General features: G+C 72.9%; 11 protein-coding genes. 7 read left to right on the forward strand and 4 right to left on the reverse strand.

Annotated elements, in window-relative coordinates; all coding sequences use genetic code 11:
* Positions 1–2: 2 nt before the first annotated feature.
* A complete protein-coding gene (locus FK529_RS12620) occupies positions 3–806 on the reverse strand; it encodes a HugZ family pyridoxamine 5'-phosphate oxidase (RefSeq protein ID WP_146561634.1) in 804 nt (267 codons plus the stop codon).
* A gap of 134 nt (positions 807–940) precedes the next feature.
* Here FK529_RS12620 and FK529_RS12625 point away from each other — a divergent pair, with 134 nt between their 5' ends.
* The 4 genes from FK529_RS12625 to FK529_RS12640 all read left to right on the forward strand — a co-directional run bounded on the left by FK529_RS12625 (position 941) and on the right by FK529_RS12640 (position 5,086).
* Positions 941–2,566 carry a hypothetical protein gene (locus FK529_RS12625; RefSeq protein WP_146561636.1) on the forward strand — a complete coding sequence of 542 codons (1,626 nt, stop codon included), beginning with the start codon at positions 941–943 and terminating at the stop codon, positions 2,564–2,566.
* Positions 2,567–2,632: 66 nt separating this feature from the next.
* Complete coding sequence (locus tag FK529_RS12630; RefSeq protein WP_146561638.1) at positions 2,633–3,118, forward strand: GAF domain-containing protein; 486 nt, start codon at positions 2,633–2,635, stop codon at positions 3,116–3,118.
* A gap of 66 nt (positions 3,119–3,184) precedes the next feature.
* Positions 3,185–4,438 (forward strand): Nramp family divalent metal transporter, encoded by a 1,254-nt coding sequence (locus FK529_RS12635; RefSeq protein WP_269432092.1) that lies wholly within the window; start codon positions 3,185–3,187, stop codon positions 4,436–4,438.
* A 123-nt stretch (positions 4,439–4,561) separates the two neighbouring features.
* Entirely contained in the window at positions 4,562–5,086 is a 525-nt protein-coding gene (locus FK529_RS12640; protein ID WP_146561640.1) for a DUF4333 domain-containing protein, read from the forward strand.
* Between the two features lie 16 nt (positions 5,087–5,102).
* Here the strand turns inward: FK529_RS12640 and FK529_RS12645 are convergent, their stop codons facing one another.
* Positions 5,103–8,894: an nSTAND1 domain-containing NTPase gene (locus FK529_RS12645; RefSeq protein WP_331456328.1), complete on the reverse strand. Its 3,792-nt coding sequence runs from the start codon at positions 8,892–8,894 to the stop codon at positions 5,103–5,105.
* Between the two features lie 146 nt (positions 8,895–9,040).
* Here FK529_RS12645 and FK529_RS12650 point away from each other — a divergent pair, with 146 nt between their 5' ends.
* Entirely contained in the window at positions 9,041–9,337 is a 297-nt protein-coding gene (locus tag FK529_RS12650; RefSeq protein WP_146561644.1) for a LuxR C-terminal-related transcriptional regulator, read from the forward strand.
* Positions 9,338–9,340: 3 nt separating this feature from the next.
* Here FK529_RS12650 and FK529_RS12655 read toward each other — a convergent pair whose 3' ends face one another.
* The gene (locus tag FK529_RS12655; protein WP_146561646.1) at positions 9,341–10,852 is read right to left on the reverse strand and encodes a carboxyl transferase domain-containing protein; all 1,512 of its coding nucleotides are present in this window, start codon (positions 10,850–10,852) and stop codon (positions 9,341–9,343) included.
* A gap of 65 nt (positions 10,853–10,917) precedes the next feature.
* On the opposite strand from FK529_RS12655, the gene FK529_RS12660 reads away from it, so the two are divergent.
* Positions 10,918–11,727, forward strand: coding sequence for an aldo/keto reductase (locus tag FK529_RS12660; protein WP_146561648.1), 810 nt, complete (start codon positions 10,918–10,920; stop codon positions 11,725–11,727).
* Positions 11,728–12,059: 332 nt separating this feature from the next.
* Here FK529_RS12660 and FK529_RS12665 read toward each other — a convergent pair whose 3' ends face one another.
* Positions 12,060–13,166, reverse strand: a complete 1,107-nt coding sequence (locus tag FK529_RS12665; RefSeq protein ID WP_146561651.1) for an NAD(P)-binding domain-containing protein — start codon at positions 13,164–13,166, stop codon at positions 12,060–12,062.
* 23 nt (positions 13,167–13,189) lie between these two features.
* Here FK529_RS12665 and FK529_RS12670 point away from each other — a divergent pair, with 23 nt between their 5' ends.
* On the forward strand, positions 13,190–13,924 hold the full coding sequence (locus tag FK529_RS12670) for an enoyl-CoA hydratase (protein WP_146561653.1): 735 nt from the start codon (positions 13,190–13,192) through the stop codon (positions 13,922–13,924).
* Position 13,925: the final 1 nt, after the last annotated feature.

Below are 13,925 nucleotides of genomic sequence, written 5' to 3' on the forward strand. Positions count from 1 at the left end.
CGTCAGTCCGTTTCCGCGGCGAGGCGGGCGAGCTGCACCGTCGCGCCGCGGAGCCCGGCGGCGTCGTCGAGCGGCGCGAGGTAGCCGACGCGCGTGACGGCCCACCCGCGGGGCGTGTCGACCCGCAGGTCGAGGCCGTAGCGATCGGCGCGCTCGCAGCGGGCCGAGACGGCGTCCGGGTAGCCGCCGAAGCGCTGAGCCATCGCCAGCAGCGCGTCCGCGTGATCGTCGTTGAGGTGCCGCACCGCCCCGTCGGAGACGGGGGCCACTGGGTCGGGCGCGGCCGCCGCGTAGTCGGCGCCGCTCGCCGAGTCCATGCGGCCGTAGCCGCCGACCCACCGCACCCGCTCGACCCCGAGCACCCACAGCGTGAAGTCGCTGAAGTCGATGTAGTGCCGGGCGGCCGGGACCGCGTCGAGGTGCGCCTGCCGCGCCGCTGCGGCCTCGTCGCCCGCGGGCTCGCGCACCCGCCCGGCCAGGGTGATCCGCGTGTTGGCGAGCGGGTCCTCGGGTGTCGCGGGGGCGACGATCGACAGGCTCGCGCGGGGATCGCGCCGCAGGTTGCGGCCGTGTTCGGCCAGGTGGGAGACGCACAGCACCGGCTCGCCCCCGACCAGGCCGTAGGTCACCAGGGAGGCCCAGGGCGCGCCGTCGGAGGAGAGGGTCGCGAGGGTCGCGGTGAACGTGCCCGCGGCGACGGTGCGCGCCTCCTCCGCCGCGGAGGGACGTGCGGGGCGGGCGATGTCGGTCAACGGCGGGGCGATCGTGGGGGCGTCGCCGGGGTCCCCGTGGTCTCGTACGGTCATGGGTCCGAGCGTAGGTGAGGACCGGGCGGCCTGAAATCCACCCGTTCGGAGGATGGCGCCGGTGGCCCCGGAGTACAAGAATGAGTGCGTCGTCGCGGGAATCCTCGCGGCCAGGAGCTGGTTCGGAGGACTCGATGAACGGGTTGAAGGTTGGGGCCGCTGCGGCCGCGGTGCTGTCGGTTGCGGGGTTGCTCACGGCGTGCGGCAAGGATTCGGCGACGGAGGAGTCGCCGGTCGCGTTCAGCCCGGTCACGGGAGACCAGTACACGGCGAACCCGGGCGCCTTCCAGACCGACGGCGTGGCCGTGCCGCCCAAGAGCGTGATGATGGTGGGCGATCCGGTGGCCGCGCAGGCCGTCGTGAACTCGGGTCTGCCGCAGGCCACGATCACCTCGACCAGCAACAACACCACGGTCTACTACCCGCCCGTCCCCGCGGACGCGCTCCCGCCCGACATCCGTCCCGCCCCGCAGCCCCCGGTGCCGGAGCCGCTGGCCCGGCCCGCGAACACCCGGCCGTGGCAGTACACGCCGCGTCAGATCGACGCGTACCGCACCATCTGCGACACCGGTCGCTGGGGCTCGTGGATCGCGGGCCCCGAGTACCAGACGCAGGTCTGCTGGAGTGTCTACGGCCGCCAGCTCGGCGTCCGGCCGTGGGTCCCGGGCCAGCCGCGGCCCTGGGACCGGCCCGGATACCCGCGGCCGTGGTTCGACCCGGGCTTCCGCGCGGATGTCCCCGTGATGTGGATCTACCCGCGCGGCTGGACGCAGCCGAGGCCGCAGCCGATCATCTCGGTGTCGATCACGATCAACATCGGCACCAATCCGTACCGCAGGGTCAACCCGCGCTTCGGCGACCCGTTCTTCCCGGTCTGGGCCGTCACGCCGGGCCGGCCCGTCGACGTGTGCGGGCAGGACATGATCGTCGCGCCGGTGTACACCTCGACGACCACGACCACGACGACCGTGATCAGCGCGCCCGTCGCCCCCGGGGTGGTGCTTGCGCCGCTGCCGACGTCGGCGAAGATCGAACCGATCCTCGCGCTGCCCGGCGCGCGGATCCCCGGCAACGTCAACATCAATCCCACGATCGTGGCCCCGGTCGCCGCCGCGCTCGACGGCGCGGTGATCCAGGCCGGCAGCCGTGCGGAGGTCGAGGCTGCCGTCGGCACCAGCGTCAAGGTGTCGGTGGCGAACCCGAGCTCGGCGCCGACCACGACGGCGACCACGGCCGCTGCGGACACCGCCGGTCGCGGGAGCACGGGCACGACCGCGCCCGGCACCGGAACGGCCACGGCCCCCGGCACCGGAGCCGCGACCTCCCCGGCCCAGGCACCGGCACCGTCCGGGGCGCGGGCCGGTGACCCGGGTACGCCGGCGGGCGGGACGACGGTCCCCACCACCAGCGCCGCACCCGGCGCGCCCAGCCCGACGGTGCCCGCCCTGATCCCGACGACGACGCTCGCGCCGCCGATCACGACCGTTGCGCCGGTGCCGACCACGGTGGCCCCCGTGCCCACCACCGTCGCGCCGGTCCCGATCACCGTGCCGGTGCCGACGCGCACCGTCGCGCCGGTCCCGACGACGACCGTGCCGGTGCCGACGCGCACTGTCGCGCCGGTCCCGACGACGACTGTGCCGATTCCGACGACGACCGTGCCGGTCCCCGTGCCGACCCGTGAGATTCCGATCCCGATCGCGCCCCGGACGACGGTGCAGGCGCCGGTCACGACCACGACGGTGGCCCCGGCGACGTAGCCCGGATTTCCGTGCGCGGGGATCGCAGAGCTTGACGGCCTGCGATCGCCTCCGGACCCTGGGGGCATGACTTCACGTCCCGACACCACCCGTGGGCTCGGCCCGGTGGCCGACGAACTCGCCCGCGTGGCAACCGATTTCCGTGTCAAGTCCGTGCTGGTGATGCGCAGCGACGCGGAGTCGATGGTGGTGGCCGGCACGGCAGGGGAGGCGGCGCACACCTACGTCGTCGGCGGAGCCGGAGCGAAGGCGCTCGGCGCCCCGGGGCGGGTCCCGCTGTACTGCGAGCGGGTCGTCGACGGCGACGAAGCGGTCTACGTGCGGGACTCGCGGGCCGATGCGGTGTTCGCGGGCAACGAGGACGAGACGGAGTACGGGCTGATCAACTACCTCGGCCTCCCGGTCCACGACGCGGACGGCGCCGTGGTGGGCACGGTCTGCGTGCTCGACGACACCGCCCGCGAGTACGGCGAGGATCAGCGCCGCGAGCTCGCGCGGCTGCGCGACTCCGTGGAGTCCCTCCTGCGCGAGGATCCCGACGCCCTGAGTTGACGTCCTCCGGAACGCGAAGACAATGTTTCGGTTGCCCGAAACATTGTCTTCGCCTAGCCTCGTAGCGTGCTGACCGATTCCGCTGCGCCGACGAAGCAGACCCCGGTCCGAGCCCTGATGCTGCTCGGCCCCGCGTTCGTCGCCGCGATCGCCTACGTCGACCCGGGCAACGTGGCCGCGAACGTCACCGCGGGCGCCAAGTACGGCTACCTGCTGGTGTGGGTGCTGGTGCTGGCCAACGTCATGGCCGTGATGATCCAGTACCAGTCCGCCAAGCTGGGCGTGGTGACCGGCCGCTCGCTGCCGCAGGTCCTGGGTGACCGGCTGCCGCGCCGTGCGCGCCTGGCGTTCTGGGGGCAGGCCGAACTAGTCGCCGCCGCCACCGACATCGCCGAGGTCATCGGCGGCGCGCTGGCTCTGAACCTGCTGTTCGGGGTGCCGCTGGTCTGGGGTGGGCTCATCGTCGGCGCGATCTCGACGGCCCTCCTCGTGCTCGCCGACGGCCGGCGCCAGTACCGGTTCGAGCTGGTGATCATCGGGATGCTCGCGATCATCGTGGTCGGTTTCCTCGCGGGCCTCATCGTCGCGCCGCCCGACGGTGCCGCCGTCCTCGGCGGGCTCGTCCCGCGCCTGCAGGGCACGGAGACGGTGCTGCTGGCCGCGTCGATGCTCGGTGCCACCGTCATGCCCCACGCGATCTACCTGCACTCCGCGCTGGTCGTCGACCGGCACGGCACCCCGCCCGCCGAGGGCGCCGTCGAGCGCGCGCGCCGGCTGCTCAAGGTCACCCGGGTGGACGTGGTGCTCGCGTTGATCATCGCGGGCGCCGTCAACATCGCCCTGCTCGTGCTGGCGGCGAGCGCGCTGTACGGCCGCGAGGGCACCGATTCCATCGAGGGCGCGCACGCCGCGGTGCGGGACGCACTCGGGCCTGCTGTGGCCGGGCTCTTCGCCGTCGGGCTGCTGGCGTCCGGTCTCGCCTCCACGTCGGTGGGCAGTTACGCGGGCGGCACGATCATGGCGGGCCTCCTGCGCAAGCGGATCCCGGTGCTGGTCCGCCGGCTGGTCACGATGATCCCGGCGATCGGCGTGCTCGCGATCGGCGTCCCGCCCACCGAGGCGCTGATCATCTCGCAGGTGGTGCTGAGCTTCGGCATCCCCTTCGCGCTGCTGCCCCTGCGCCGCTTCACCGCCGACCGGACGTTGATGGGGGAGTTCGCCGATCGGGCGCCCCTGCGCTGGGCGTCCGCGGCCGCAGGAGTGCTGATCGTGACGCTCAACGTCGCGCTGATCTACCTCACCGTCACCGGCGCCGGCTGAGACCTGACGGGGTCGCTGCGGACGCGGCGTCGTCGGGGGCATTGAGATCGCGGACCCGCCGTGATTCAATAAACGCAATCCTCACGTCGTGAAGACGGAGTTCAATCACGGAAACGGGTCGCGATGGGTCTGCGGGCGGTGGCGGTCGTGGCCGGCGGTGCCGGCGTCGCGATCGCCGCGTGCTGGGCCATGCTCGCGCCCACCGAGCTCCCGCAGGAACAGGTCGAATCCGGCACGCTCGCGCAGGTCGCGGCGGCACCGTCGGACGCTCTGCGCTGCGACGGCGGGCTGACGGCACAGGTGGGTGCGGCGCAGTCCTGCGTGCTCTCCCGCGGCGGCGAGGAGTTCGCGGTGCAACTGCGCGTGACCGACGTCGACGGCGATCGGGTCCGCTGGGACTCGACCGTCTCCGGCGTACCGCGGTCCGGGCAACGGGTGGCCGTCGCGGAACTCGAGCAGCGCACCCGCGACGTGCTCGCCCGCGAGCGCCCCGTCGACGCCGTGACCTGCGCCGGAGCGCTCGCGGGCACCGTCGGGGCCCGGCAGAGCTGCGCGATGACCGCGAGCGGACACCGGCACGACGTGACCGTCACCGTGACGACGGTGGACCCCACCCGGGTGCAGTGGGGCGTCACCGTCGCCGGGTGACCGACGGCCGCCGCGCTCAGTCGCAGGGGTCGAAGTAGCCCGCACCCAGGGCGAGGCGGTCCCACTCCTCGTCGGTGATGGGCGCGGAGCCGGAGGAGCATACGGCCTCGATGGCCTTCTGCGGGTCGAGATCCCAGACCCGCAGGCGCCCGCTGTTGCCGGACGCGACGACCATCGTCCCGTCGGCGGTGAATCGCGCGTCGTAGAGGATCGCGCCGTCCACCGTCAAGGTCGCCTGCAGTTCGGGAGCCGCCCCGTCGCGGTGGCGGAGGACGCGGACCTCGCCGCTGGACGAGGCGAGGACGAGGCGGGATCCGTCGGGGGAGAACGCGCCGCCGGAGACGGATCCGCTCGGCCCGCCGAACCGGATCACGCGCGGCTCGCGGTCGTCGAGCCGATCGATCTGAGCCAGGTGACCGCCCCCGGACGCGGAGAGGAGCAGGGTGCGGCGGTCCGGGGACACCGTCAACGCCGCGATGGCCGCCTCGAAGACATGGGTGGTGCGTACCACGCGCGGCGCGGCGCGGTCGCTCAGATCGATGCGGACCAGATCCCCGTCCGCGGTGCCGAGCACCGCGGACCGATCACTCAGGAAGCCCACCGACGGCGCGCCGCTGTTCAGGTCGATCCCGCCGACCACCCGCGGTGCGGCAGGGTCGGCGATGTCGAGGATCGCCACCCGGGTCGTCGAGAGCCCGCCGGCGATCGCGGTGCGACCGTCCGGCGAGATGGCGATGGTCTCGACGATCGAGCCCAGGGCCTGCGCCGCCTCGCGGGAGAGTTGCGGTCTCGACCGATCCCGCAGGTCCGCGAGCAGAATCCGCCCGTTCGCCGTGCCGAGCGCGGCCAGCGCGCCGTCGGTGGAGAGGGCCAGCGCACCCGAGAACAGGTCACCCGACGGTGCCGCGATGTCCGGTCCCGAGCGTTCCAATGCTGGTCCGGATACGGTGCGCCACTGGCCGACCGCAGTATCGGGGCCGCCGTTGGCGACGAGGAGGTCGGATCCGTGGGTGGGGATCTGGAAGACGGCGCGCTCGCCGAGTTTGATCGCGGCGTCGCGGAGTGGCCAGGTGCGTAGTACGCCGCCGTCGGCGGCCGCGAGGATCACGCCGCCCGCCACGGTGGCGAGTCCGATCGGTTCCGGTCCGCTGAAGACCATCTCCGGCGCGTCGCCGGTGAGGGGAACGACCCGGACCTGCCCGTCGGAGCTCGCGGCGACCAGTCGCGCACCGTCGGCCGAAACCTCGACGTCGTTGACGTAGCTGGTGAAGCCCGGCACCGTCCGGCGCAGCGCCGGCGCCGCGGGATCGGAGGTGTCGACGACGATCGCCTCCCGGCTGCGGAGGCCCGCCGCGAGGGAATTCCCGTGGAAGACCATGCGGACCGCCTGATTCGACGCCCCCGTGAGCGGCAGGGTCCCCCGGGCCACGGGAACCGGGCCGCTGACGTCCCACAGGCTGATGCCCTGGCCGGGCGCGGAGACTGCGGCGATACGGGCGTCCGCGCTGAGCGCGACCGACGCCTGCGTCTCCGCGTAGGCACCCCGGGGGAACTCGACGGGCGGGACGTCGGCGGCGCCGCCGCGACGGAGCAGGACCGGGGAGGCGTCGGCCCTGGAGGCGAGGACGGTGCGCCCGTCGCCGGACATCGACACGCGCACGACCGGTCGTCCGACGTCGACGGTGCGACCCACGCGCGGGTTCGCCGCGTCGCGGACATCGATCTCGAGGACACCGCGCCCCGTACCCACGAGCAGGGCGGTGCCGTCGGGGGTGAATTGCAGTCCGGAACCGGGGAGTTCGCCCGGGTCGATGTCGGCGCTGCCGAGGCGGTCCGCGAGGCCGCGCGCGTCGACCCGGTACAGGTCGACGCGTCGTTCGGTGCGGATCACGGCGACGCCGCCGGACGGCGCCGGCGCGACCTCGAACGGGCCGCCGATCAGCCGTCGCGCGGACAGGGGCTCGGACAACGTGTCCAGCAGGTTCGACCGGGCTTCGACGGTCTCGGAGATCCGGTACGCCGCCACCGCCAGCTGCGCCGCGAGCGCGGAGTCCCGGGGCCGCAGCCGCCGCGATTCCAGAGCGAGCTGGCGGCTGGTCGATTCGTTGTTCGCCTGGGTGGCGGTGTCCCTCGCGCGCGCGGTGCTCGCGAGGCCGATCCAGGCCATGGTCGCCGCGAGGACCGCCACCACGGCCAGGGCGCCGGCGGAGATCGCCACCGCGCGGAGTTTGCGGACCTGCCGCCGCTCGCGGTCGCGGCGTTCCTCCCGGCGCCGGACGCTCCGCGCGATCATGCGGCGCTCGGCCTCTCCCCAGCGGCCGGGGCGCTCGGCGGAGAGGGGCTCGACGAGGTCCAGCATTCCAGCGGAGAGCAGCAGGTCATCGTCCTCGCCGGCCTGCGCCCAGTGCTCGGCGGCGACCCGGATCCGGTGCTCGAGCCGCATGCGCGCGCGATTGTCGTCCACCCACTGCGTCAGGCGGGGCCACGCCTGGACCAGGGCCTCGTGCGCGATCTGCGCCCCGTCGTCGCCGACGGTGACGAGACGGGCCTCCACGAGCCTGTTCAGGACCGCGCCGGTGACCGGATCGTCGACGCCCAGTTGGGCGACGGGCGTGATGCGGCGGGTGACGCGGTCCTCACCGACGTTGATCAGGGCGAGCAGGAGTTCGGGCATGGCCCTGCGCTCGGCCCCGTCGAGCGCGGTGTACACCGCCTCGGCGCTCTGCTGCACTGCGCCCGCGAGACGGCCGGTCTCGAGATAGGCGTCGACCGTGAGCCCGGCCCCGCCGGAGCGCTCCCACGTGGTCAGCAGGGAGTGTGAAAGAAGCGGGAGGACGCCGGCAGCGTCGCCGGTCGCCTCGGCGTCGTCGAGAAGCAGATCCACGAACCCGGGCGCGATGGTGATCGCGGCCCGGTCCGCGGGACCCGTGATGGCGGCCCGCAGGCCCTCCCGGTCCAACGGGCCGATCACCACCGGGCCCGCCGCCGACACGGCCGCGTAGCCGGGTTCGGCGAGCAATCGGTCGAGGAAATCGGAACGCAGGACGAGGATCACCACCAGGTCCCCCTGGCCCGCGCCGGTCCCGTCGCCGGCGAGGGTGAGGATCCGGGCGAGCACCTCGTGGGCGGCCGCCGCGTCGCCCTGGGTCCAGATCTCCTCGAGTTGGTCGACGACGAGCACGCGGTGCGGCGCCGACCGGGCACGGAGCGCGGCGACCGCCTCATCGAGGGCGGTCATCGGCGCGACGCCCGGCGTGATCACCACGTGGTCCCAGCCGGCGTCGTCGGCCAGGGTCCGGGCCAGGCCCGCGCGCACCACGGACGACTTCCCGATCCCGCTGCCGCCGACGACGAGAACGGGCGTCGGGGCGATTCGGCGCAGTGTGATCGCATCGATTCGTTCGCGCACGATGCGAATATCACCGTCGCGTCCGAAGAAGTCGTCGGCGTCGGCGATATCGAATGCTGCGAAGCCCCGATAGGGAGGCTGTGTCAACGGCGCCGACGCTTTGGTGCGCGAACGAACACGTGCCCGCGCAACCGCGTCCCACCATTCTCCGAATTCGGATTCCGGAACCCCGCACACAGTCAGGACGCGATCGAAGAGGTCGCGATTCGCCGCTGTCGGAGCGTGCGCCCCCGACAGCCACCCGGACAGCGTGCCGAGATAGCCCTCGGACTGCTCGACGAGTTCTCGTACGGTCAGACCTGCAGCGTCACGCAGCGCCTGGAGCGCGGCCCCCAACTCGGGGCGGGTTGTGACGGAGTCAGGGGAGGGCCGCGGCGGTGGATTCTCGTCCGATGGCATGTCCGATCTCCCCCGTACATCGTCGATGAGCCTGGTCGGCGTACGGAGATAGTACGAACAACGCCGTCGAGGAGGGAATTCGGGTGTCGGACTGAAACGCTGATACCGCCGCGATCCGAGCGGGTCGTGAAAGGAATGGGTGAATCATGACGGTGGTGGAATCGGTCGAGAACGCGGCCGGCCCCGAATTCCAGATTGCAGCTTTGCGACAACGGGGGATTGTTGCACTGTCGGAACGGGAAATCGAAGTGCTGCTCGCCTGGTTCGCCAGCGACTCCAAGGAGGGCGCTGCGCGGCTGATGTTCATCAGCCCGGCCACCGTCGCCACCCACATCGCCAGGGTCCGCGGGAAGTACGCCGGCGCCGGGCGGAGCGCGCGCACCAAGACGGCCTTGTTCGCCCGGTTCCTCGAGGACGGCTACACCAGCCTCTGGGACTGGTGAGCGCTACCTCCCGCCGCCCAGGAACCGGTACCGGTCCAGCCGGCGGCTGATGCGGATCGGATCGGGGATGAGCGAGAGCTCCGCGAGGGCGTCGCTCACCGCGAGCCCCACCCGGCGGGAGAACTCCGTCGGCTCGTCGGCCGCGTTCGGCCGCTCCGGGATCACCCGGTCGACGATGCCGTCCTCCAGCAGGTCGGCCGCGCGGATGCGCTGCCGGTCGGCCATCTCCGCGGCGTGCTCGACGTCGCGGTACATGACGGCGCTCGCGCCCTCCGGCGGCAGCGGCGCGAGCCAGGCGTGCTGGGCGCACAGCACGCGGTCGGCCGGCAGCATCGCCAGTGCCCCGCCGCCCGTTCCCTGCCCGAGCAGCACCGACACCGTCGGGACCCGGATCGTCACGAGGTCCGACAGGCTGCGCGCCACCTCGCCCGCGAGGCCGCCCTCCTCCGCCTCGGGGGAGAGCGCCGCGCCCCAGGTGTCGATCATGAGCACGAGCGGCAGGTTCAGCTCGGCGGCCAGCCGCATGCCCCGCCGCGCCGCGCGGAGCGCCGCGGGACCGAGGAGCGGGGGAGCCGCACCGTCGGCCCGGGTGGTGTCCTGGCCGACGACGACGCACGGATAGCCCTGCACCCGCGCGAGCGAGAGCAGTAGCGTGTGGTCGGTCTCGCCCTCGCCGGTGCCCGAGAGCGGCAGCCGGTCGGTGGCCGAGTGCCGCAGGAAGGCCCGCACGCCGGGCCGCCCGGCCTGCCGGCTGATCTGCACCGACTCCCACGCGGGGGTCTCGTCCTCCGCGGCGTCGAGCTCGCCGCGCACGCCGAGGTGCGGCGCCAGCGGGTCCGCGTCCTGCACGCCCGCGAGCACCCGCAGCGTGCGGTGCGCCAGCAGTCGGACGAAGCGCAGCGGCACCACCCCGTCGATGAGTCCGTTCTCGAAGAGGTGCTCGGCGGTCTGCACCCCGTCGGGGAAGGGCTCGCCGCGCAGCGCCTCGTAGACGCGCGGGCCGAGGAAGCCGACGCGTGCGCCCGGCTCCGCGATGGTCACGTGCCCCAGCGAGCCCCACGACGCGAAGACCCCGCCCATCGTGGGATCGCGCAGGTACACGAGGTACGGCAGGCCCGACTGCTTGTGCAGCGTGACGGCCGCCGAGATCTTCACCATCTGCAGGAAGGCGACGGTCCCCTCCTGCATCCGCGTGCCGCCCGACGTGGGCGCCGCCAGCACGGGCAGTCGCAGCGCCGTCGCGCGCTCGACCGCGGTGACGATCCGCTCCGCCGCGGCCACGCCGATCGAGCCGCCGAGGAACGCGAAGTCGCACGCGATCAGCGCGACCCGTTGCCCGCGGATGCGGCCCTCCCCGGTGATCACCGCCTCGTCGTGGTGCGAGCGCTCCCTCGCGCGCTCCAGCGCTGCGGCGTACTCCGCGTCCGGCGCGACGTCCGGCAGCGGGCCGTCCCAGCTGGTGAAGGTGCCGCGGTCGAGGATCGCATCGATGAGGTCCTGCGCCGTGATCGCCATGGATTCGAGATTACTGGGAACACCGAGCGTCGCGAGCGCGTTGTTCGGGTATGACCGTACCGAATGTGAAGCTCAATAACGGAACCTCGATCCCCCAGCTCGGCTTCGGCGTCTGGCAGGTGTCGGACGACGGTGCCCACGACGCCGTCGCCGAGGCCCTGCGGGTCGGTTATCGCAGTGTGGACACGGCCAAGGTGTACGAGAACGAGGCGGGCACGGGCCGTGCGATCGCCGAGAGCGGCCTCGCCCGCGAGGAGGTCTTCCTCACCACCAAGCTGTGGAATTCGGACCAGGGCTTCGACGAGACGCTGCGCGCCTTCGACGGCTCGCTCGAGCGCCTCGGCACCGACTACGTGGACCTCTACCTCATTCACTGGCCCGTCCCCGAGTACGACCGCTACGTCGCCACCTTCAAGGCCTTCCAGCAGATCCGGGACTCCGGGCGCGCGAAGGCGATCGGCGTCAGCAACTTCACCGTGGAGAACCTCCGCCGCCTCATCGACGAGACCGGCGAGACCCCGGCGGTCAACCAGATCGAGCTGCACCCCGGGCTGCCGCAGGACGAGCTGCGCGCCTTCCACGCCGAGCACGGCATCGCCACCGAGGCCTGGTCGCCGCTGGGGCAGGGCGAGTCCCTGACCGACGCGGCCGTCGTCGAGGTCGCGGCCGCGCACGGCGTGACGCCCGCGCAGGCGATCCTGCGCTGGCACCTGCAGCTGGGCAACGTCGTGATCCCCAAGTCGGTGACGCCCGCCCGCATCGCCGAGAACTTCGACGTCTTCGTGTTCGCGCTCACGGACGACGAGGTCGCCCGGATCAGCGCGATCGAGGGCAAGCGCATCGGCCCCGACCCCGTCACCTTCAACCTGCGCTGACCCGTCGGCCGGCGGGCGCCGGGCCCGGGGTCGGGGTGCGACGGTGCCCCTGCCACGCGACTCTCCGATTCTGTCCGACTCGGACAAGCCCGCCGCCGCTGAGTCTGCGCGGAGGACGGCGGCGTCCGAAGCGGGAGACGGCTTCGGGTGGGGGAGGTGTGGCGTCCGGTGGGGGATTCGGCGTCGAGTGGGGGACGGCCGACCCCCCACCACACGAACGGCGTCGAGTGGGGGACGGAACGTCGGCCGCTCGGATCGGAGCGGTGCGAAGGCTGTAGCGCGGCACGGCGACCCTGTCCATCGTGGACAGAATCGGAGAGCCGCCCGCTCGACTAACCCAGTACTCCAGGCCCACTGGACCCGCCGGACTCGCCGGACCCGCCGACCACCGCGGCGACCGCTCGGGCGGCCTCCCTCCCCGCGCGGTTCGCGCCGATCGTCGACGCGGACGGGCCGTAGCCCAACAGGTGCAGCCGCGGTTCGCCGGCGACCTCGGTCGCCAGCGGCCCGGTCATCACGATGCCGCCGCCGGGGGAGCGCAGGTTCAGCGGCGCCAGGTGGTCCATCGAATAGCGGAATCCGGTGCACCACAGGATCACGTCGGCGGCCACGAGGGAACCGTCGGCGAGCTGCGGACCGTCGGGCGTGAGGGCGGTGAACATCGGTCGCCGGACCAGCACCCCGGCCTCGATGCCCCGGCGCATGGCGTCGGTCATCGGCAGTCCCGTCACCGAGACGACGGACCCGGGCGGCAGGCCCGCGCGCACCCGCTCCTCGACGCGCGCGACGGCGCGGCGCCCCTTGTCGGGGTCGAAGGGCGTGGTGTCCCACTGCACCTCGCGGCGGGTGAACCACGCCGTCTCCGCGACCTCGGCGATCTCCAGCAGTAGCTGTACCGCCGTGATGCCGGCGCCGACGACGGCCACGCGCTTCCCGGCGAAGGGCTCGGGGGTGCGGTAGTCGTGCGCGTGCACCTGGGTTCCGCGGAACGACGGTGCGCCGGGCACCGTCGGCCAGAAGGGCCGGTCCCACGTGCCGGTGCAGTTGATGAGTGCGGCGGCCCGGTATTCGAAGGGCCCCTCGGCGCCGTGGCCCGCGACGAGGTAGCCGTCGTCGCACCGCGACACCGACGCGACGTGGGCGGGCCGGTGCACGTCGATCCCGAAGCGCTCCTCGTAGGCGCCGAAGTACCGCGCGACGCCGGTGGCGGCCGGGACGTCGTCGCAGTCGGTGCCCAGCGCGTCCTGCAGGCCCCAGCCCGGCAGGTCGTGCACGTGGTTCGCCGAGCGGAGCGTCAACGACGGCCAGCGCTGCCGCCACGCGCCCCCGGGACCGGCGTTGTGATCGAGCACAACGGGATTCTCGATACCGAACCTGGGTAGGAAGTAGGCGGCCGAGAGACCGGCCTGGCCAGCACCGACCACGACGACATCCGTCACCCCCGTAGCGTAGATTGCGGGCCATGATTGGTTACACGCTGGTGGAGAAGGTCGCCGTCATCGAGTTCCAGCGCCCGGAAGCGCGGAACGCTCTCAACCCCGAGATCATGGACGGCCTGGAGGCCGCGTTCGACCGCGCGGAGGCCGACGAGGTCTTCGTCATCGTGCTCACGGGCCAGGGCACCGTGTTCTCCGCGGGGGCGGACCTGCGATCGGGCGCGGTGCTGGACAAGAACTTCATGGAGCGGGTCATCCAGTTCTACCGCCGGGTCGAGTCGATGAAGCAGATCCTGGTGGCCGCGCTCAACGGTCCGGCCGTCGGGGCGGGCGTGCAGATGGCGATGCTCGCGGACCTGCGCGTGCTCGATCCCAGCGCGACCATCGCGATCCCCGCGGCCAAGCTGGGCGTCACCATCGACAAGTGGACGCTGCGCCGCCTCGAGGATCTGGTGGGCGGGGGCCACGCGCGCGGCGTTCTGTTGGCCGCGCAGAAGATCGGCGCGGAGAAGCTGCTGGATCTGGGCTTCGCCAACGCCATCGGCGACCGCGAGGCCGCCCTCGAGTTCGCGCACGGCATCGCGAAGCTCGCGCCGCTGTCGCTGCAGAACTACAAGGCGCTCTTCAAGGCCGACGCCGCGGCCGAGCCGGCAACGGAGGAGGAGCTCGCGCGCCTGCACGCGGTGTGGGACTCGGAAGACCTCAAAGAGGCGGTCATGGCCCGGATCGAGAAGCGCGAGCCGCGCTTCACGGGGCGCTGAC

The organism is Tsukamurella asaccharolytica (assembly GCF_007858435.1).
GTDB classification, from domain to species: Bacteria; Actinomycetota; Actinomycetes; order Mycobacteriales; family Mycobacteriaceae; genus Tsukamurella; species Tsukamurella asaccharolytica.

Coding starts and splice junctions, on each gene's coding strand:
- FK529_RS12630 (WP_146561638.1), top strand. CDS start 2,633: ATGACTTCACGTCCCGACACCACCCGTGGGCTCGGCCCGGTGGCCGAC.
- FK529_RS12650 (WP_146561644.1), top strand. CDS start 9,041: ATGACGGTGGTGGAATCGGTCGAGAACGCGGCCGGCCCCGAATTCCAG.
- FK529_RS12645 (WP_331456328.1), bottom strand. CDS start 8,894: ATGCCATCGGACGAGAATCCACCGCCGCGGCCCTCCCCTGACTCCGTC.
- FK529_RS12620 (WP_146561634.1), bottom strand. CDS start 806: ATGACCGTACGAGACCACGGGGACCCCGGCGACGCCCCCACGATCGCC.
- FK529_RS12670 (WP_146561653.1), top strand. CDS start 13,190: ATGATTGGTTACACGCTGGTGGAGAAGGTCGCCGTCATCGAGTTCCAG.
- FK529_RS12640 (WP_146561640.1), top strand. CDS start 4,562: ATGGGTCTGCGGGCGGTGGCGGTCGTGGCCGGCGGTGCCGGCGTCGCG.
- FK529_RS12655 (WP_146561646.1), bottom strand. CDS start 10,852: ATGGCGATCACGGCGCAGGACCTCATCGATGCGATCCTCGACCGCGGC.
- FK529_RS12625 (WP_146561636.1), top strand. CDS start 941: ATGAACGGGTTGAAGGTTGGGGCCGCTGCGGCCGCGGTGCTGTCGGTT.